This is a genomic window from Pelagibacterium sp., assembly GCF_965249125.1.
GTDB lineage: Bacteria > Pseudomonadota > Alphaproteobacteria > Rhizobiales > Devosiaceae > Pelagibacterium.
The window spans coordinates 2656669-2676177 of sequence record NZ_OZ252217.1 but is presented as its reverse complement, the minus strand read 5'-3'; the positions used below and the strand labels follow the sequence as shown (position 1 = coordinate 2676177).

Below are 19509 nucleotides of genomic sequence, written 5' to 3'. Positions count from 1 at the left end.
GAAATTATGCCCAATTCAAACGAACATATTGTCACCTCCTACGAGGACGAACTGACCGAACTGGCCCGCTCGATTTCGGAAATGGGCGGGCTGGTGGAAAAGGCGATTTCCAACGCCACCGATGCCCTTATCCGCTCCGATGCCGAACTCGCGATGGCCACGGTGGCCGCCGACAAGAAGGTCGACGCCATGCAGTCGCACATCGACGAGATGGCTGTCTCGATAATCGCCCGCCGCCAGCCCATGGCGCAGGATCTGCGCCTGGTCATCGCGTCGATCCACGTCGCCAACGACCTCGAACGCATCGGCGACATGGCCAAATCCACGGCCCGTCGCTCGACCCAGTTCGAAGGCATCGGCATGTCGGTCCAGTTCAAGAACGGCCTGCGCCACATGGGCGAACTCGTTCAGCGCCAGGTCAAGCTGGCCCTCGATGCCTTCGCCGCCCGCGACAAGGACATGGCGGTCGATGTTGTCGAGCGCGACACCGACGTCGACGCGCTCTATGTCTCCCTGTTCCGCGAACTGCTCACCTACATGATGGAAGATCCGCGCAACATCACAATGTGTACGCACCTGCTGTTCTGCGGCAAGAATCTCGAGCGGGTGGGCGACCACTCCACCAATATCGCGGAACAGGCCTATTTCCTGGCCACCGGCAAGACGTTGACCGCCGAGGCCGAGGATTTCACGCGCGAGCAGATCAAGGGCTAGTCAATGACCCCGCAGGTTCTTGTTGTCGAAGACGAAGCCGATCTCGTCGAACTTCTGCGATACAATCTTGAGGCGGAAGATTTCTCCGTCGCGACGGCCGAAGACGCCGAAGAGGCGATGCTGCGCATTGCCGAGAATACCCCCGACATCATCCTGCTCGACTGGATGCTGCCGGGCACGTCGGGCATCGAAATCTGCCGCCGCATCCGGGCCCGCACCGATACCGCCCGTATCCCGATCATCATGCTCACCGCGCGCGGCGAGGAAGAAGAACGGGTGCGCGGGCTGGCGACCGGTGCCGACGATTACGTCGTCAAACCCTTCTCGCTCCCCGAACTCATGGCCCGTATCAACGCGCTGCTGCGCCGGTCCAACCCGCAATTGATCGCAGCCATACTCAAGGCCGGCGATATCGAGCTCGACCGCACGACCCATCGCGTCCGCCGCTCGGGCAAGGAAGTCCATCTCGGCCCCACCGAATACCGTCTGCTCGAATATCTCATGGGCAATCCCGGCCGTGTCTATTCGCGCGAGCAACTGCTCGATGGCGTCTGGGGCACCGACGTCTATGTCGACGAGCGCACTGTGGACGTCCATGTCGGCCGGTTGCGCAAGGCCATCAACAGGGGTCGCGTCAAGGACCCGATCCGCACTGTCCGCGGTGCCGGCTACGCCTTCGACGAAAAGTTCGTCGCCACCTGAGGCCACCGGGTATTGGCGTGGAGGTGTCCCCTCATCGCCAACCCCGTCGGTGCGGTTGCAAATTCGTTCCCGCACAAATATCCCGGCTTTCGATCCGCTCCGGCGCGCAGGAAACTTGACTTGACGAGTCTTGTTTAGGCGCGATAGTTCGGGCGGTATAGAGCGCGTCCAGAAAAAGTGGAAACGGTTTTGCGGTTCGGACGCGCGACGTAACAAGGACTTAGATCAAGTCCGCGATTCGAAGACCCGAAGGGCCGCGCAAGCGAAAAGCGGATTTGATCTTGAAAGCGATCCGACCATGCTGCGCCGATTTTTCTCCTATTACGCGCCCTATAAGGGGCTGTTCTTCCTCGATTTCGGCTGTGCGGTCATCGTCGGCCTGCTCGAATTGAGCTTCCCCCTCGTCGTCCAGCTCTATGTCGATCAGCTTTTGCCCAGCCAGAGCTGGTTTTGGATTTTCGCCGCCGCTGCTGGCCTGCTGATCGTCTATATCCTCAATGCGGGTCTGCTTTCGGTCGTCAACTATTGGGGCCACGCGCTGGGTATCGGCATCGAGACCGACATGCGCCGCCAGGCCTTCGATCATCTCCATAAGCTCTCGTTCCGCTATTTCGACAACAAAAAGACCGGGCACCTGATCACCCACGTCACCAAGGATCTCGAAGAGGTCGGTGAGATTGCCCATCACGGCCCCGAAGACGTGTTCATCGCGGTGATGACCTTTATTGGCGCCTTCATCATCATGGCGCTGATGAATCTCAAGCTCGCCGCGCTCACTCTGTTCATCGTCCCGGTCGCCGCCTTCCTCATTTTCAAATATGGAAGCGCCATGACCATGACCTGGAAAAGCCTTTATGGCCGGGTCGGCGATTTCAACCAGCGCATCGAGGAGTCCATCGGCGGCGTCCGGGCTGTGCGCGCCTTTGCCAATGAGCGCCACGAGCGCAAGCTGTTCGAGGGCGACAACCAGAGCTACCGCACCACCAAGCTCAAGGCCTACAAGATCATGACGGCATCGATCTCGATGTCCTATATGGCCAAGAGCCTCGTGCAGTTGATGGTCATGCTCGCGGGCACCGCGCTCGTCATGTACGGGGAAATGACCTATGGCCAGTTCGTCGGCTTTCTGCTGCTCATCACCGTCCTGTTCCGCCCCATCGACAAGATCATCTCGGTCATCGAAAGCTATCCAAAAGGTATCGCCGGCTTCAAACGCTTCACCGATCTGATCGATACCGAACCCGACATCGTCGACAGCCCCAGCGCCAAAAGGGTCGCCGCCCTCAAGGGCGATATCGTCTTCGACAAGGTCAATTTCGCCTATTCGGACAATCGCCCGATCCTGCGTGACATCTCTCTCAGCGTCAAAGCCGGCGAAACCATCGCCCTTGTTGGCCCGTCCGGGGCCGGCAAGACCACGATCTGCTCGCTGCTGCCGCGCTTTTACGAAATTGACTCCGGCGCCATCACCATCGACGGCGTCGACATCCGCGACATGACCCAGGATTCCCTGCGCAGCCAGATCGGCATTGTCCAGCAGGACGTTTTCATGTTCGGCACCTCGATCCGCGATAACATCGCCTATGGCCGTCTGGGCGCCACGGACGCCGAAATCATGGACGCCGCGCGCCGCGCCCGGTTCGACAGCGTCATCGCCCAACTGCCCGACGGGCTCGACACCATGATCGGCGAGCGCGGTGTCAAGCTTTCGGGCGGCCAGAAGCAGCGCCTGGCCATCGCCCGGATCTTTTTGAAGAACCCGCCGATCCTCATTCTCGACGAAGCGACTTCGGCGCTCGATACCGAAACCGAAATGCAGATCCAGCGTGCTCTGTCGGCGCTCTCGGCGGGCCGGACCACCCTGGTCATCGCTCACCGGTTGGCTACCATCCGCAATGCCGATCGCATCGCCGTCGTTGCCGATGGCCGCATCGTGGAAGAGGGCGCCCATGACGCCCTGGTTGCCAAAGCGGGCGCCTATGCCCGCCTGCATAACGCGCAATTCGGCACCTGGGCTGCCGAGTAGGTGCCATACTCGGACGGTGCGACGGTCGGCCTGAATGGTCTTTCAGGATTTGGTTCGAGCGACCGCCTCTTTTGCCGCAAACAGTGCCATCCCCGCGCTCCAGCCAAGCCACACGGCAACCATCCAGCCGACGAGCGAAACCGCGACATATCCCATCGCCGGCACCCAGGCCCCCGACATCGCCAAGAGCAGCGCCTCCAGCGAGAATGCCGAAAACGTCGTGAATCCGCCGCAGAACCCGGTAACCAGAAATCCGTTGAGAATGGGGGCGGGCAGGCGGCGCACCGACCAGGCGGCAATCAGCCCGATCAGAAACGACCCGGCAATATTGGCGGCAATCGTACCGGCGACCAACCATCCGGGGATCGCCGACAGAGCAAGCAGCGACAGCCCGTAGCGGGTGAGGCTGCCCGCGCCGCCGCCGCAGGCGATGGCAATAATGAGCCGCCTTTCGCTCATGCCGTTGCGCCTATCGAATAGGTCAGCGCAAAGCCGATGACGGTAGCCGAAAGGCACAGGACAAGCGAAACGCCGATATTGAGAAGCGCCGGACCGCCATGCCCTTCACGCGCCAGCGTCAGCGTCTGCAGCGAAAAGCTCGAAACCGTCGTATATCCGCCGCACAGTCCGACAACCAGCAGCAGCCATATGGGTCCGGATGGCGCCCCCGTCGCGCCCGGCCCCAAAAAAAATCCGGCGATAATTCCAATCAGCAGGCAGCCGGTCACATTGACGGCAAGAATGCCGAACGTCCCATGGCCCAGTTTTCGCGCGACAATTGTCGAAAACAAATGCCGCAAAACCGCTCCAACGCCGCCGCCAAGGCCAACACATGTCAAAGCGAGCAGGGAAGTATCCATCCCCCGACATTGCCCCCGATTCCGTCAGTTTGTCGAGACGCGGGGTGTGTAAGGGCGCTACAGAACACGCCTCTCTCGCTCGCTTCCCCGGTCCCGGCTTTCGCCGGGATAAACTCCGGCCGGGGTCCATGCGCCTGTCCATCCGCATCAGAGCACGGGCAGGGCTGCTGGGTCCCGGATCACGTCCGGGACAGCGATGGATGTTGGCCCGCCCCCCCGCAGTTCCATCACCGCCGCTCATCCCACCCCCGTCGTCATCCTCGGGCCGCCCCTCGGGCGGCTTCATCGCCACCACTCACCTCACCCCCTTCGTCATCCCCGGGCTTGCCCCCCGGCGGCTCCACCACCGCCGCTCACCCCACCCCTTCGTCATCCTCGGGCTTGACCCGGGGATCCGCAGGGCGTCCGCACGCGCGGTAGAAGTGGTGCGCCTTACCCATCCCTCGCTTCCCCGGTCCCGGCTTTCGCCGGGATAAACTCCAGCCGGGGTCCATGCGCTTTTCCTCACGCACCGGAGTGTCGGTAAGGCTGCTGGGTCCCCGATCAGGTCCGGGACAGCGATGGATGTTGGGCTGCGCTCTCGGCTCATAACCACCATCAACCCACCCCGCGTCATCCTCGGGCTTGACCCGGGGATCCGCAGGGCGTCCGCAAGCGCGGCAGAAGTGGTGATCCTTGGCGCGTCATCGGTCCCCAACCCCTTCACCGGCTGCCTCGACGCAGCAGATCCCCGGGTCAAGCCCGAGGATGACGCGGGTGAAGGTGGAAGCGCTCGAAAAATCTTATCCCCGCCCCCTTCGTCATCCTCGGGCCCGCCCCCCGGCGGCTCCATCACCACCACTCACCCCACCCCCGTCGTCATCCTCGGGCTTGACCCGGGGATCCGCAGGGCGTCCGCAAGCGCGGCAGAAGTGGTGATCCTTGGCGCGTCATCGGTCCCCAACCCCTTCACCGGCTGCCCCGACGCGGCAGATCCCCGGGTCAAGCCCGAGGATGACGCGGGTGAAGGTGGAAGCGCTGCGAAAAATCTTATCCCCGCCCCCGTCGTCATCCTCGGGCCCGCCCCCCGCAGCTCCATCACCACCACTCATCCCACCCCCGTCGTCATCCTCGGGCTCGACCCGGGGATCCGCAGGGCGTCCGCACGCGCGGTAGAAGTGGTGCTCCTTGGCGCGTCATCGGTCCCCAATCCCTTCACCGGCTGCCTCGACGCAGCAGATCCCCGGGTCAAGCCCGAGGATGACGCGGGTGAAGGTGGAAGCGCTGCGAAAAAACTAATCCCCGCCCCCTCACCCTCGTGCGATTGTTGCCGCACGGTGTCGCCAGGGACGAGGATGCATACGAGCTTCCGGCGGGATCGATCCGGGTTCCTTGCGGGTCGCCGCAGGGAAGGCCCAAAGCGGACGGATGGCCGGGCGAGGAACCAGGCGTTCCACGTCGTACTCCCGAAAGGGAGAGGGGCACCGACGGGAGGTTGGCAGGGAAAGTGGGCACCGGTTTCCCGGTTCGCCAACCGACCCACTAAAAATGCCAATATCCCGGACGACAAACCCCAGCCCGAGACGCCGCCATAAGCCAAAAACCCCGGATGCGTGGGGCGATGATCGCTTCATATACTAAAAATACATGCGGAGCGCTCATTGCCCCATGCCGTCTGTCCATCAACCGAAGCCTACGGCTGTCGGAGGTTTTGCCATGCCTGAAAAGAAAGGCCCCCTCACCGGCCTGCCGGCCACCCTCTCCCCCGAGGGGCGAGGGTTAATCTCGCCGATGCGCTGGAGATGGATCGCAGCGTAGGGAAAGCCGCACCGGACTCCCTCTACCCGCCGGGGAGAGGGTTGGGGTGAGGGCGCCCTGAATATCAATGAGAACGCCCCTTTTTTCAAAACCGCCGGTGCCCAAGACAAAACTTGACTTCCCCGCCCCAGACATTAAATACCCCTCGTGAGGACGACCTCCCCCGCCAAGGGCATTGATTTCGGGACGACCCGAGCTTTTTAGCCAAGGAGTTCCCCGACCATGCGTACCGCCTGGGATCGCGTCCGCCACGCCATCTGCTTTGAAATCATCGGCCTCATCCTCGTCATCCCGCTCGGCGCATTGGTCTTTGCAATGCCCATGCACGATATCGGCGTGGTCGGTCTCGTCTCGGCCACCATCGCGATGGCCTGGAATTACGTCTTCAATCTTGGCTTCGATACCATCCTGCAACGCACTATCGGCACCACGCTCAAATCGGTGCGCCTGCGCATCGCCCACGCCGTGCTGTTCGAACTGGGCCTCTTGATCGTCCTGATGCCGTTCATCGCCTGGTATCTGGGCATCACCCTGATCCACGCGCTGGTCATGGATATATCGTTCGCGCTGTTTTACATGGGCTACGCATTCGTATTCAATCTGGCCTATGACCGAGCTTTTCCGCTGCCCGAATGGCGCGAGGCGACTTAGGGGCGCGGGCCTTATTCCTCGCCGCCGGACCGGTCATCGTCGTTGCGGACAATTTCGACTTTCACCCGCGTCGCCAGCGCTGCAATCGCGCCGATTGCGGCCAGCCACGGGGCGGCGAGGGTAACCACGCCGCCTGCAATGGTGCCGGCGGTCAGCGGGATTTCAAGAAACACATCGCCGCTCCCGGTTTTGATGCGCAGCGTGCGCACATTGCCCTCGGCCAGCAGTTCCTTGATCCGCGCAATCAGCTGGTGCCCGGCAGTCTCGAACTCTTCGGTAAAGCTGCGTTCACGCTTGTTTTCGCCCTCGTCCATTCCAGGTCTCCTGCAGATCCAAGATGTGAGAGGCCATCAAGGGTGCGGGCTGGTCGGACCTGTCCCGCGGTTCATCTCGTGCAACATGGTGGCCACGACATCGTCAATCTCCACATGGGCTTCCGGATGGCGCTCCACAAGAGTTCGGGCTTCACTTTCGATGTCGAAGGCCCTGCGGCTGGCAAGGATATCGCGCAGGCGATCGGCAATGTCCACGGCAAGCAGAAGTTTCATTTAGACATCTCCCTGCCCCCAGGCGACCGATTAAACGACGCCCAATTGTGGCCGTCAAGAAATCCTGTCGATCGGCTCACTTGTCCCCGCAGCACAGGCAGGCATTATGCTCGTCGTCCAGGTTGACAGGCAAAGGCAGCACAATGTCCGTTTCCATCCTCACCATAGTGGGATTGTCCCACGATGTTGCGCAGAAAAAGTCCTACGTGAACTTTGTATGGGCCGACGATCCGTCAAAACGATTGGGCCTGGAGGTCCCCTATGGTCTGCCGCTCGACCAGATCGAGGCCGAGGCCCGCAAATCCGTCGACGCGCTTTCTGGCGAGCTGTCGGCCTGCAGGCTGGAAATGCCGTAGCGACACCCGCACAAAAAAGCCCCGGACCGGGCCGGGGCTCTGTGTTCGAAAAACGATTGAAACTCAGCGCTTCTTGCGATCGATCTGATGGTAGGCGCGCCGAGAATGAAACTCGCAATAGGGCTTGCCTTCGTCAGATTCCCGACCGCAGAAGTGAAATTCGCTGCTCATCGGATCGCCGATCGGCCATTTGCAGGTCTTTTCGGTCAACTGAAGCAGGGAAATGCGCTCTTCGATCGGAATGAACAGTTCGGCCTTGGTGTTGGTTTCGACCACCATTTCGGCTTCGAGTTCGGCGTCCATCTTGAGCGCGGTTGCGCCCATGGTGGGGGCCATCGTGGTGCGCCGCTGGCTGACCGCGCTGGCAGCTGCAGAGGCAGTGCCGCGTGATCCCGAAGGCGCCGATGGCCGCCGCGGTGCCGTGGGGCGTTGCGCCTTGGCGCGCGGGGCGACGCTCGCCGGCTTGGCGCGCGCCGACAGCTTCAATCTGTGGACCTTGCCGATGACGGCATTGCGGGTCACCCCGCCGCTCAGTTCCGCGGCGATCTGGCTTGCACTGAGGCCTTCCATCCAAAGTTTTTTCAGGAGTGCTACGCGCTCGTCCGTCCAGCTCATCGATTATGCTCCAGGCCGTATCTTAAATAGAGTCCGTTCTCGCGCGGACAAAGGGGTTTGACCGCCGGCATACTAACTGTCGTATGGTGATGGGGTCCGCCACACGAGATGTCGTGTTCCCAATAGCCTCATACTACACGGGCGGGAAAATCGGTGGCAAGGGCCGCAACGGACTTTCCCCGGTTTATCCCACCTGAATTTCAAATGCCTGGCAGCAATTGGTCAGGGCTGTTGCATCGATCGCACAGCCCGTTTTCGCGCGGAGACATGAACCACCATTGTGGCAGGGATGAGTCAAGGCGTCAGGGCCCGGAAAACCGGGCGATCGATTGACTTTTGGACTGCCGCCCACCATAAGCGGGACTGGTAATGCGTGCTTGGGACACCGGGCGCGCTTTTCATTTTCCGGGGCTGCGCCCCGAACTCAAACCCATCAACGAGAAGGCTAAGAACAAATGTCTGCGCTCTATGGCACGTATGCCCGGTCCGAACTCGCCTTTGTGCGGGGCGAGGGCATGCGACTGTTCACGGAGGATGGCACAGCCTATCTCGATTTCGCCGCCGGCATCGCCGTCAACGCTCTCGGCTATGGTGACAAGCACGTCGTGGACGCGCTCAAGGCCCAGGCCGACAAGGTCTGGCATACCTCCAACATCTTCACCATCCCCGAGCAGGAAAAGCTCGGCCAGCGGCTGGTGGATACAACGTTTGCCGACAAGGTGTTCTTCACCAATTCCGGCGCCGAGGCGCTTGAATGCGCGATAAAGACGGCGCGCCATTATTTCTGGGCGAAGGGCGAAAAGGAAAGGGTGGATATCATCGGCTTTTCCGGCTCGTTCCACGGCCGCACCATCGCGACCATCGCCGCAGCGGGCAACCCGGCATATACAGAGGGCTTCGGCCCCATGCCGGGCTACAAGCACGCAAAGCCGGGCGATCTTGCGGCCGTCGAGGCGCTGATCGATGACAAGACCGCTGCTATCCTTATCGAACCCGTTCAGGGCGAGGGCGGGGTCACCGCGTTTTCCGATGCCTATCTCAAGGGCTTGCGTGCCTTGTGCGACAAGCACGGCCTGCTGTTGATCTTCGATGAAGTTCAGTGCGGCTATGGCCGGACCGGCAAATTCTTTGCTCATGAGTGGTCGGGAGTCACGCCCGACATCGTGACGGTCGCCAAGGCCATCGGCGCCGGGTTCCCGCTCGGAGCCTGTCTCGCCACGGCCGAAGTGGCCGCTAGCATGGTGCCGGGAACGCATGGAACCACTTATGGCGGCAACCCCTTGGCCTGCGCCGTGGGCAACGCCGTTCTCGACCGCATATTGGCGCCCGGCTTCATCGAGCATGTTGAGGCAATGGGCAAGATCGTCGCGCACGAACTTCACCAGCTCATGCAGAAATTCCCCAATTACATCACTGAAGTGCGTGGCAAGGGTCTGATCGCAGGCATCAGGATCACCCCGCCGGTGCGTGATTTCGTGGCACGCCTGCGAAACCACAAGCTTCTCACCGTAGCTGCCAGCGACAACGTGCTGCGCTTGCTGCCACCATTGATCGTCAACGAGGACGAAATCAGGGAGGCCATCGGCATCATCGCCGAAGCCTTCGCCGAATTCGATGCCGAACAGGCCAGCGCCGCGCAATAGCGCAGCGGCAGGCTCCTTTTCGCTTTTTCAGGACAGCTGATTATGACTGCGAGACATTTTCTCGATCTCAAGGATTTTTCCTTAGAGCAACTGCGTTCCATTCTCGATTTTGCCCATGAGCTGAAAAAGCGCCTCAAGGCGGGCGAGCGTCCCCGTCTGCTCGAGGACAAGGTTCTGGCCATGATCTTCGAGCGCCAATCGACCCGCACGCGGGTTTCCTTCGATGTTGGCATGCGCCAACTCGGCGGGCAGACCCTGATGCTCACCGGCCAGGAAATGCAGCTGGCGCGTGAGGAAACCATCGAGGATACCGCGCGCGTCATGAGCCGCTATGTCGATGCCATCATGATCCGTATCCTTTCCCACGACGACCTGCTCGATCTGGCTGGCGCCTCGTCCATTCCCGTCATCAACGGGTTGACCCGGCGCAGCCACCCCTGCCAGGTCATGGCCGACATCCAGACCTTCGAGGAACATCGCGGCTCGCTCCAAGGCAAGAAAGTTGCCTGGATCGGGGACTCCAACAATGTTCTGGCGTCATGGGTTCACGCCACGGCGCTATTCGGCAATACCATGGCCATTGCCTGCCCCAAGCAATACTGGCCCGATCAGGGGTTGCTGTCCGACATCGCCGAAGTGGGCGACGCGGTCAGCCTGGGCACCGATCCGCACGCCGCGATCGCCGACGCCGATCTGGTCATCACCGACACCTGGGTCTCGATGGGCGATACCGACGAGGGCGAGCGCCGGCGCATCTTGAAACCCTATCAGGTCAACCCCAGATTGTTCTCCCAAGCCGCGACCGACGCGCTCTTTATGCACTGCCTGCCTGCCCACCGGGGCGATGAGGTCACCGACGAGGTGATCGACGGGCCGCAATCGGTCGTATTCGATGAAGCTGAAAACCGCCTGCACATCCAGAAGGCCATTCTTTGCTGGGCCTTCGGGATCGAAAGTCTTTAGAGTGCGATCAGAAAAAGTTGCAGACTTTTTCGGTTCGGTCGCGCGACACCAATTAAACTCCCGGGCGGATTAAGGAACACGCAATGAGCGAAAGCTCTCTCGAACAATTCGGGCTCGATCGGCCCGAGAGCGGGGACGACGTTGCCGTTCCCTTCACGCTCGAAAACCTCGATAGCCGCGGCCGTGTCGTCCGTCTGGGCAATCAGCTCGACATGATCATCGCGCGCCACGGCTATCCCGAACCCGTCGCACGCCTTCTGGGCGAAGCCGTGACGCTTGCCGCACTGATTGGCACCTCGCTCAAATTCGAGGGCCGGTTCATCCTGCAGTCGCGCACCGATGGCCCCGTGAGCCTTCTGGTCGTCGATTTCGACACGCCCGATGGCCTGCGCGCCTATGCCCGCTATGACGAGGAAGCTTTGGCGGCATTGGTTCAGGCCGGAACCACCAAACCCCAGGACCTATTGGGCAAGGGCGTGCTTGCCCTGACTGTGGACCAGGGCGTTCATATGGACCGCTATCAAGGCATTGTTGCGCTGGAGGGAGAGAGTCTCGAAGAGGTCGCCCATACCTACTTCATGCAGTCCGAGCAGATTCCCACCCGTGTCCGGCTCGCCGTTGCCGAACATTCCGAACGTGGCCAGTCGCGTCCGTCCTGGCGCGCCGGCGGCGTTCTGCTCCAGCACCTGCCAGAGCACGGCGGCGCCACTATGCCGGACCTCCCTGGAGATGGGGACTTCGACAACGATGATATGGCCGATCCCGATTTCGTCGAGGACGACCACTGGACGGAAGCCAAGGCGTTGCTCGATACGCTTACCGACGGCGAGCTTGCAGACCCGGACCTTTCGGCAGAACGCCTGCTGTTCCGGCTTTACCATGAGACCGGCGTGCGGGTTTTTGAGCCGCAGCCTCTGGTCGAGCGCTGCACGTGCTCGGCCGAACGCGTCGAACAGATGATCAACGACTTTACGCCCGAAGACCGCGAAGAAATGGTTGTGGACGGACAGATCGAAGTCGTCTGCGAGTTCTGCTCGACCCACTACCACTTCAATCCCAACCAGTTCTGAACGACCAGAACCGGATGGCAAGAAGGCGGCTTCTCGGAGCCGCCTTTTCTGATGGCTCGATCGCGCGAGGAGGCCGGGCCTTACCGCCTTACCGGCCTTTCCAAAAGTTCATTTGTAACAGTCTGGTGTCGCGGGTAAAAAATTCCCCGATACGGACCCGCTTCGGCCAGCCCGGCCGTCGGATGTGTTGTGGGCAAGGATAGCGCCATTGGAAAACCTACCGGGCTCCGGCTCCCTCGCGCCGTCGCAAGAGAGCGGCGAACAGCCAAAAACCGAAAAGCCGCGTGAGCGGTTCGGTCTGATGTCTGCTCTTGTGCGGCTCGGACTTGCGGTACTTATTCTTGTCCTAGCTATCTATTGGGCGTTCAGCTGGGTTGCCCAGCGGCCCGAAGCGCCCCAGCGCATGAATCGAGAGCGTACCTTTACCGTCGAAGTCATCGAGCCGGCTTACGCGAGCCACAGCTCATCCATCATGGCTTATGGTCAGGTCGCATCGGGACGCACCATCGAACTGCGCTCTCTGGTTGCCGGCAGGGTGCTCGAAATCTCACCCGATTTTGCCGTCGGTTCCCAGGTCGAGGAGGGCGAAGTCCTCGTGAGTGTCGATCCGTTCACCTACAATGGCGCAGTCGTCGAAGCCCGTGCTGCGGTGGCCGATGCCGAACTTTCCCTGGCGGAAGCTCAGGAGGCATATGCCCTCGAACAGAGCGCGATCGCCGCGGCTCAGGACGCGCTGACATCTGCCCAGACCGACCTTGAGCGCGCCCAATCCCTGCTTTCAAGCGGCGCCGCAACCCAGCAGACCGTAGATACCCGTGCGCTCACGGTTTCCGAGCGCCAGCAGGCCCTCGATCAGCGCCAGTCCAATCTCGTCACCCTCAACGCCCAGATCCTGCGCCAGCAGGCGGCCATTGCCCAGGCTGGTTATGCCCTGGAGGCGGCCGAGCGCGATCTGGCCAACACCGAGATCACAGCGCCCTTCACCGGCATTGTCACCGCCCGCAACGTTACGACCTCCGCCTATGTCGGTGCCAATGAGGCCGTGGCCTCGATGTACCAAAGCGATGCGCTTGAGGTCAGCTTCATGGTGTCGGATGCAACCTACGCCACCTTGCGGCGTGATGGCCTGTTCGGTCGCGCCGTGGAAGTTTCACGCACCACAGGCACCGGCGCGGAGCGTATCGCGGGCCGGATCGCGCGTGTTGCACCCGAGATCGATTCGGCTACCGGCGGTGTGACGCTCTATGCCGAACTCGATAGTGAAGAGACTGACCTCTTGCGTCCGGGAACTTTCGTCAGCGTCGAGGTCGAAGGCGTGGCCCATGAGAACACGCTCCTTGTGCCGGAAACCGCGCTCTATGACGGCGACCACCTTTACGTCACCCGTGAGGGTCGTATGGCGGCGATCGATGTTGAAATACTCGATCGTGATGGTGCTCATGTCATCATTGCCGCCGATATCCCCGAGGGCGAGCGGATCATCACGACGCGCCTTTCTCAGGCGGGCGAGGGCGTAGCGGTACAGGTCGAGGGTGAGGAGCAGTCGCCCGGCCCTGGCGGTTTCGGCCACGGTCCGGGAGGCTGATATGCGCCCTTCGCCTGAGGCCTCGACCGGCGTGATCGCCGCTTTCGTACGGCACCGCAACGCCGCCAATCTCTTTATGATCCTCTTCGTCCTGTTCGGTTGGTGGGGGCTTGGCAATCTCAACCGGCAATTGATGCCCAACACCGAGACCCGCTCCGTCCAGGTTTCTGTCAGTTGGCCCGGAGCGACGGCCGAAGATGTTGAGCGCAACGTGCTCCTGCTCATAGAGCCGGCGGTCCAGAGCGTCGAAGGCGTCATTTCAATGACCTCGAACGCCCGCGAGGGGCGCGGATCGATCACGCTCAATTTCGAACGCACAACGGAAATGCAGACCGCCGAGCGGCTGGTCCAAACGGCGGTGTCATCGGTCACCGGCCTGCCCGATGGCGCCAATACGCCCAGCGTTTCCGCGCCGCGTTTTTTCGATCCGGTTGCGGCCATTGCCATTTCGGGGCCGTTTCCCGAAGAGGCCCTGCGGCGCTACGCCCGCGAAATCCGCGACGGCCTTTTGGCGTCCGGTGTCGACCGCGTCGAATTCACCGGCTATCGCGACCGTCAGATCGTCGTCGAGGTCGACGATGCCAAGCTGCGCCAGTTGGGTCTAACGCTCGACGATCTCTCGGCGGCCCTCACGCCCAATTTTGCCGATCAGCCATCCGGCTCGCTCAGCGGAGATTTCGATGCCCAGATACGGGCCGCGGCCAATGAGCTTTCAGCCCAGGAAATTGCTCAGACCGAGATATTGTCCTCGGCGACTGGACAGAGCCTGACCTTCGGCGATGTGGCCACTATCAGCGATACCTTCGATCCCGATACCCCGCTTGGCTACATGCGCGGCGAACCGGCCATAAAGCTGCAGGTATCGCGTGCCGCCACCGCCGATACCGTAACGACTTTCGAGGCGGTTCAGGACTATGTCGAGCAGTTGCAGCCCACGCTGCCGCAATCGCTACATGCCGTTGTTTTCGACGCCGCCGCCGACCAGGTCAATCAGCGGCTCGGGCTGTTGATATCCAACGGCGTCGCGGGCTTTTTTCTGGTGCTCGTGGTGCTGTTTCTGTTTCTCGATGGCCGCATCGCCATCTGGGTGGCCATGGGTATTCCAGTCGCAATCATGGGCACGCTTGGCGCGATGTATCTCATGGGGCTCACGCTCGATGTGATCTCGATGTTCGCGCTCATGATGGTGCTCGGCATTATCGTCGATGACGCCATCGTCGTCGGCGAGCATACAGCCACGCTCTACCGCCAGGGTCTGTCGCGAACCGAAGCCGCGATCCGGGCAGCCAGCGCCATGGCGGCGCCGGTCATCGCTTCGGCGCTTACCACCATTGCTGCCTTCGCGCCCATCTGGCTTGTGGGCGACGTCGTAGGCCAGATCGTATCTCCATTGCCAGTGGTCGTTGTGGCGGTCCTAGTCGCCTCGCTGATCGAGTGTTTTTTCATCCTGCCCGGCCATCTCGCCCACGCCCTGCCGCGCGAGCGCAAGCAGGCTGGCCGTTTTCGGCGTACCTTCGATAGGGGGTTCGATTACTTCCGCGACCGCGTGTTCGGCGGCCTTGCGGCCATCAGCTATTCCTGGCGCTATGTCACAGCCGCCATCGCCCTTACCATAACCCTCGGTGCGCTTGGCGTTTATGGCTCGGGCGCCCTGCGTTTCGAGTTTTTCCCGACGGCGGAGGGCGAGAGCTTTAACGTCTCCGCCCAGTTCCAGGCCGGCACGCCACAGTCGGAAATGGCCACCACCATCCAGGCGATTGAAGATGCAGTCTCCGAGGTCGAGGCAGGACTGACGCCAGATGGCGAACAGCTCATCGTCACGACCTATGCCAGCGTCGATCTCGAGGGGGGGCGAGCCAATTTCGACGTCTATCTTACCCCGTCCGAGGAGCGCTCGGTTCGCACCGATACAATCACCCAGGCAATCGACGAAAACCTGCCTGCAGTCGCCGGTGTCGAAAGCATCAGCATTCGGCAATACCGGGGCGGTCCGCAGGGTTCTGCCGTCGATGTGCGCTTCGTTGGCAGCGATGCGGCAACGCTCAAGCTCGCCGCCGAAGACCTCAAGGACGTGCTTGAGGGGTTCGATGAGGTCGATACAGCCTTCGACACCCTGTTTTACGGAAGTCCCGAACTTGTCATGGCGCTCAATGCACGCGGCACGGCGCTGGGCTTTGATCTGGCCTCGCTGGGCTCGCAGATCCGCAGTGCCTTCCAGGGCGAGGACGTTGCGACCATCGCTTCCAACGATGACGAGATCACCGTTCGCCTCGTGCGCACCATGGATGCAGAAGGCTCGTCGGCATTGCGCGACATGTGGGTGCGTGCGCCGGGCGGGGAGTATGTCCCCCTTTCGTCCATCGTCAGCTTCTCGGAACGGCAGGGCTTCGCTTTCATCGCTCGCGAGGAAGGCCGCACCGCCGTTTCGGTGCGCGCTTCCGTCGCCGAGGGGGTCGATCATGCCGATATCCTGGCGCGGCTCGAGGCCGATTATCTGCCCGCGATCGTCAACCGCTACGGAATTTCCTATGAGTTCGGCGGTCGGCAGGCCGAGCAGAACGCGGCCTTCGCCGATCTTGGCACCGGCATGCTCTTCGCCCTCGCGGTCATGTACATCATCATCTCATGGATATTCGCCGCCTATTTCACGCCGCTTGCTGTCATGGTCATTATTCCCTTCGGGGTAGCCGGCGCGGTCTGGGGCCATTACCTGCTCGGGCATAACCTGACCATCATTTCGATGATGGGCATGCTTGGGCTGGCCGGCATCCTGGTCAATTCCTCGATTGTGCTGATTTCGAGGATGAACGATCGCCGGGCCGGGGGCGAAGGTCTGCGTGATGCCGCCATCGGCGCGTCCAAGGATCGCCTGCGCGCTGTCATGCTGACCTCGCTCACCACCATCGGCGGTCTGCTGCCGCTCCTGTTTGAAACCAGCCTCGTTGCCCAGATGCTCGTGCCCATGGCGCTGACCATTGTTTCGGGCCTGACGCTGGCCACCTTGCTCGTGCTGTTTCTTGTGCCGGCCGTTCTCGGCATCGGCGCCGACATCAAGGCCCTGCTGCAATGGCTGTTCCTGACTCCCAACGCCTTGACCGTGCGTGAAATGCTGGCTGGTCGGCACCATTTGTCGCCGCCGGCCGACCCCGCCGAATAGGTATCAGGCACGCCAGAAGCGCGGCGTGAACAGCACCAGCACCATGAGCACCTCGAGCCGGCCCACCAGCATGCCGATGGTCAAAAGCCATTTGGTAACATCGGAAACGCCTGCAAAGCTGCCCGCCGGACCCAGTTCGGGGCTGAGCGCGGGCCCGACATTGGATATTGCGGTCGCTGCGGCGCCCAGTGCGTCCAGTGGCGCCAGGCCGGACAGCGATAGCAGCACGGCCAGCAACAGGAAGCTCGAGAAATAGATGAACACAAAGCTCTGCACCGATGTCGAAACCGTATCGGGCAAGGGGCGTCCGTTATAGCGTTTGACATAGACCAGCGAGGGAAAGACGATCTCTCGAATGTGCTGGTAGAGATCGCGTGCCAGAACCTGAAAGCGGAAGATCTTGATGCCGCACGAGGTCGAGCCCGTACAGCCGCCGATGAACATGATGACAAAGAACAGCGAAACCGCCAGCGAGCCCCAATCCGAGAAATCGGCGACGCCAAATCCGCTCCCCGTTATGATCGAGACAACCGAAAACAAGCCATGCCGGAATGCCTCTTCGCCACGAGCGATGTCTCCGGTCAACTGAACGAAAACCACGATCAGCGTTGCCAGTCCCACGATGTAGAGAAACAACCGGACTTGTGAGTCCCGAAACAACTGGCGGAACGAGCCTTGCAACATGCCGATATAAAGCACGAAGGGCAGGGCACCCAGGATCATGAACACCACTGAAACATAATGAATGGCCGGCTGATCGAAAGCGCCGAGCGACGCATCTCGGGTCGAAAACCCGCCGGTAGCCACCGTCGAGAGGGAATGGGCAATGGCATCAAACGCGCCCATGCCGGCCAGCCAATAAGCGACCGCGCAGGCAAAGGTCAGGATGCAATAGACGATGACCATAGCCGTCGCGATCTGGGCGGCGGCAGGCAGAATCTTGTCGGGCGTTTCGAACGCTTCGGCGCGAAACATCTGCATGCCGCCCACGCGCAACATGGGAAGAACGGCAATCGCCATCACCACAACGCCGAGCCCCCCGAACCATTGCAGCAATCCGCGCCAGAGCAGGATGCCGGGTGCCGTGGTATCGAGGGTGGTGATGACGGTTGACCCGGTCGTTGTGATCCCCGACATGGCCTCGAACATCGCGTCGGTAAAGCTCAGGCCGAGATTGGACATATAGAGCGGCAGGGCGCCGAAAATCGTCAGCACCACCCAGATCGAAACCGTCATCAGGAAGGCTTGACGCAGATTGAGCTCGGACTTGTGTCCCGTCGATGAAGCCCACAACCCTGCCCCGAAGATCATGGTGATCAGCGAGGCTGTGAGAAACACCAGCCAGTCTTCATTGCCCACGACCAGATCGGCCAGCGCAGGCAGCAGCATGGCAAAACCGAGCGCCGCCGTTAGCGCGCCGATGGCCGAAAAGATCGTGCGGAATTCCATGCCCGACTGCGCTACGTCCTGTCGCCTTGAGGAGTGTGAAGCCTAGACCTGATCGAGACCGAACGAAAGGTCGGCAATCAGGTCGTCGCCATCCTCGAGCCCGACTGAAAGACGCAGCAGCCCGTCGGTGATATCCATCTCCATCTTCTCCTCGGGGGTAAACCTCTGGTGAGTGGTCGTTGCCGGGTGGGAAATGATCGACTTGGCATCGCCCAGATTGTTGGAAATCGCAATGATTGCCAGGGCGTCGGCCAAAGCAAATGCCGCCTGCTTGCCGCCCTTGGGTGTTAGCGCCACCAGCGTCGACCCGGCCCCCATCTGTCGCTTCGCCAGTTCATATTGCGGATGCGAAGGATGGAAGGGATATGAGATGGATTCGATCTTTGGGTGATCAGCCAGGAAATCGGCGATCTTCGCCGCGCTCTCGGTCATGGCCCTGACGCGCAGCGACAAGGTCTCAAGGCCCTTGAGCAGCACCCAGGCATTGAACGGCGAAATCGAAGGGCCGGTCTGACGGATGATGGTGTGGATGTCAGCCTCTATCAACTCCTTGCGTCCCAGGATCAGCCCACCCATCGCGCGCCCTTGGCCGTCAATATGCTTGGTGGCCGAATAGGTGACGAGATCGGCGCCCAATTCCAGCGGCTTCTGCCAGATCGGGGTGGCAAAGACGTTGTCGACAATAAGCACCGCGCCATGGGCATGGGCAATCTCGGCGACCGCTTTGAGGTCCACCAGTTCCAGCGTCGGGTTGGTCGGTGTCTCGACAAACACCACCTTGGTGTTTGGCTTCATGGCGCGCGCGAAATTTTCGGGGTCGCGGCCATCGACGAGCGTCGATTCGACACCCCAGCGCGGCATATAGGTCTCGACCACGAACCGGCATCCGCCGAACAGTGCCCGAGCCGCAACCACATGATCGCCAGCCCGAAGCTGGCTCATTACAGCAGTCGTTACCGCCGCCATGCCCGTTGCGGTGGCTCGCGCCGCTTCAGCGCCTTCGAGCAGTGCCGCCCGTTGCTGGAACATCTCGACAGTAGGGTTGGAGAAGCGCGAATAGATATGGCCGGGCTCTTCGCCCTTGAAGCGCGCTTCCGCGCTGTCCGATGTGGGGTAGACGAAGCCGGAGTTGAAAAAGATCGCTTCGGAGGTCTCCCCATGCTGGGAGCGTTCCATGCCGCCATGCACCATCATCGTCTGCGCCTTGCGGTGCTTGGGATCGAAGAGCGGGTTGCTGGTCCTGTCCGACATGGGTCTACCTCAACAAAAAACCGGCGCGCGATGCGGCCGGTTCGAACTGGTCACTTTAGCAGTCTTGTTTTAGGTGGCCTGCAATCGGACCGGCCAAATCACCACCAACTGCGCCATGACGC

The 19509-nt window shown here is 61.4% G+C and carries 17 protein-coding genes and 1 riboswitch; of the genes, 10 read left to right on the top strand and 7 right to left on the bottom strand.

All coding sequences use genetic code 11. From position 1 onward, the window contains the following. Positions 1–6: 6 nt before the first annotated feature. The 3 genes from phoU to ACP148_RS13060 all read left to right on the top strand — a co-directional run bounded on the left by phoU (position 7) and on the right by ACP148_RS13060 (position 3442). A complete protein-coding gene (gene phoU / locus ACP148_RS13070; protein WP_421952615.1) occupies positions 7–714 on the top strand; it encodes a phosphate signaling complex protein PhoU in 708 nt (235 codons plus the stop codon). A gap of 3 nt (positions 715–717) precedes the next feature. Next, positions 718–1416, top strand: a complete 699-nt coding sequence (gene phoB / locus ACP148_RS13065; RefSeq protein WP_421952616.1) for a phosphate regulon transcriptional regulator PhoB — start codon at positions 718–720, stop codon at positions 1414–1416. Between the two features lie 298 nt (positions 1417–1714). Next, entirely contained in the window at positions 1715–3442 is a 1728-nt protein-coding gene (locus ACP148_RS13060; protein WP_421952617.1) for an ABC transporter ATP-binding protein, read from the top strand. A 42-nt stretch (positions 3443–3484) separates the two neighbouring features. Here the strand turns inward: ACP148_RS13060 and ACP148_RS13055 are convergent, their stop codons facing one another. Next, the gene (locus ACP148_RS13055; protein ID WP_421952618.1) at positions 3485–3901 is read right to left on the bottom strand and encodes a fluoride efflux transporter FluC; all 417 of its coding nucleotides are present in this window, start codon (positions 3899–3901) and stop codon (positions 3485–3487) included. Continuing rightward, positions 3898–4302, bottom strand: coding sequence for a fluoride efflux transporter FluC (locus ACP148_RS13050; RefSeq protein ID WP_421952619.1), 405 nt, complete (start codon positions 4300–4302; stop codon positions 3898–3900). The genes ACP148_RS13055 and ACP148_RS13050 overlap by 4 nt, the downstream gene beginning before the upstream one ends. Before the next feature lie 2019 nt (positions 4303–6321). On the opposite strand from ACP148_RS13050, the gene ACP148_RS13045 reads away from it, so the two are divergent. After that, positions 6322–6750, top strand: a complete 429-nt coding sequence (locus ACP148_RS13045; protein WP_421952620.1) for a PACE efflux transporter — start codon at positions 6322–6324, stop codon at positions 6748–6750. An 11-nt stretch (positions 6751–6761) separates the two neighbouring features. Here the strand turns inward: ACP148_RS13045 and ACP148_RS13040 are convergent, their stop codons facing one another. Together ACP148_RS13040 and ACP148_RS13035 are read right to left on the bottom strand one after the other, a co-directional pair. Further along, entirely contained in the window at positions 6762–7064 is a 303-nt protein-coding gene (locus tag ACP148_RS13040; RefSeq protein WP_425033528.1) for a DUF4342 domain-containing protein, read from the bottom strand. A 36-nt stretch (positions 7065–7100) separates the two neighbouring features. Then, on the bottom strand, positions 7101–7298 hold the full coding sequence (locus tag ACP148_RS13035; RefSeq protein WP_421952622.1) for a hypothetical protein: 198 nt from the start codon (positions 7296–7298) through the stop codon (positions 7101–7103). A 143-nt stretch (positions 7299–7441) separates the two neighbouring features. Between ACP148_RS13035 and ACP148_RS13030 the strand changes: the two genes are divergently transcribed. Then, on the top strand, positions 7442–7654 hold the full coding sequence (locus tag ACP148_RS13030; RefSeq protein WP_421952623.1) for a hypothetical protein: 213 nt from the start codon (positions 7442–7444) through the stop codon (positions 7652–7654). A 63-nt stretch (positions 7655–7717) separates the two neighbouring features. On the opposite strand, the gene ACP148_RS13025 is transcribed toward ACP148_RS13030, so the two are convergent. Then, positions 7718–8269 carry a GcrA family cell cycle regulator gene (locus tag ACP148_RS13025; protein ID WP_421952624.1) on the bottom strand — a complete coding sequence of 184 codons (552 nt, stop codon included), beginning with the start codon at positions 8267–8269 and terminating at the stop codon, positions 7718–7720. 455 nt (positions 8270–8724) lie between these two features. Between ACP148_RS13025 and ACP148_RS13020 the strand changes: the two genes are divergently transcribed. The 5 genes from ACP148_RS13020 to ACP148_RS13000 all read left to right on the top strand — a co-directional run bounded on the left by ACP148_RS13020 (position 8725) and on the right by ACP148_RS13000 (position 16687). Continuing rightward, a complete protein-coding gene (locus ACP148_RS13020; protein ID WP_425033527.1) occupies positions 8725–9912 on the top strand; it encodes an aspartate aminotransferase family protein in 1188 nt (395 codons plus the stop codon). A 42-nt stretch (positions 9913–9954) separates the two neighbouring features. Continuing rightward, positions 9955–10875, top strand: coding sequence for an ornithine carbamoyltransferase (argF, locus tag ACP148_RS13015; RefSeq protein WP_425033526.1), 921 nt, complete (start codon positions 9955–9957; stop codon positions 10873–10875). Positions 10876–10958: 83 nt separating this feature from the next. Beyond that, complete coding sequence (locus ACP148_RS13010; RefSeq protein ID WP_425033525.1) at positions 10959–11945, top strand: Hsp33 family molecular chaperone; 987 nt, start codon at positions 10959–10961, stop codon at positions 11943–11945. 301 nt (positions 11946–12246) lie between these two features. Further along, positions 12247–13530, top strand: coding sequence for an efflux RND transporter periplasmic adaptor subunit (locus tag ACP148_RS13005; protein ID WP_425033524.1), 1284 nt, complete (start codon positions 12247–12249; stop codon positions 13528–13530). A gap of 1 nt (position 13531) precedes the next feature. Further along, complete coding sequence (locus ACP148_RS13000) at positions 13532–16687, top strand: efflux RND transporter permease subunit (RefSeq protein ID WP_421952627.1); 3156 nt, start codon at positions 13532–13534, stop codon at positions 16685–16687. 3 nt (positions 16688–16690) lie between these two features. Here ACP148_RS13000 and ACP148_RS12995 read toward each other — a convergent pair whose 3' ends face one another. Together ACP148_RS12995 and metZ are read right to left on the bottom strand one after the other, a co-directional pair. Then, positions 16691–18136: a TrkH family potassium uptake protein gene (locus ACP148_RS12995; protein WP_421952628.1), complete on the bottom strand. Its 1446-nt coding sequence runs from the start codon at positions 18134–18136 to the stop codon at positions 16691–16693. A 42-nt stretch (positions 18137–18178) separates the two neighbouring features. After that, positions 18179–19387 (bottom strand): O-succinylhomoserine sulfhydrylase, encoded by a 1209-nt coding sequence (metZ, locus tag ACP148_RS12990; RefSeq protein WP_421952629.1) that lies wholly within the window; start codon positions 19385–19387, stop codon positions 18179–18181. A 34-nt stretch (positions 19388–19421) separates the two neighbouring features. Continuing rightward, positions 19422–19502: riboswitch (SAM riboswitch) on the bottom strand. Between the last annotated feature and the right edge of the window lie 7 nt (positions 19503–19509).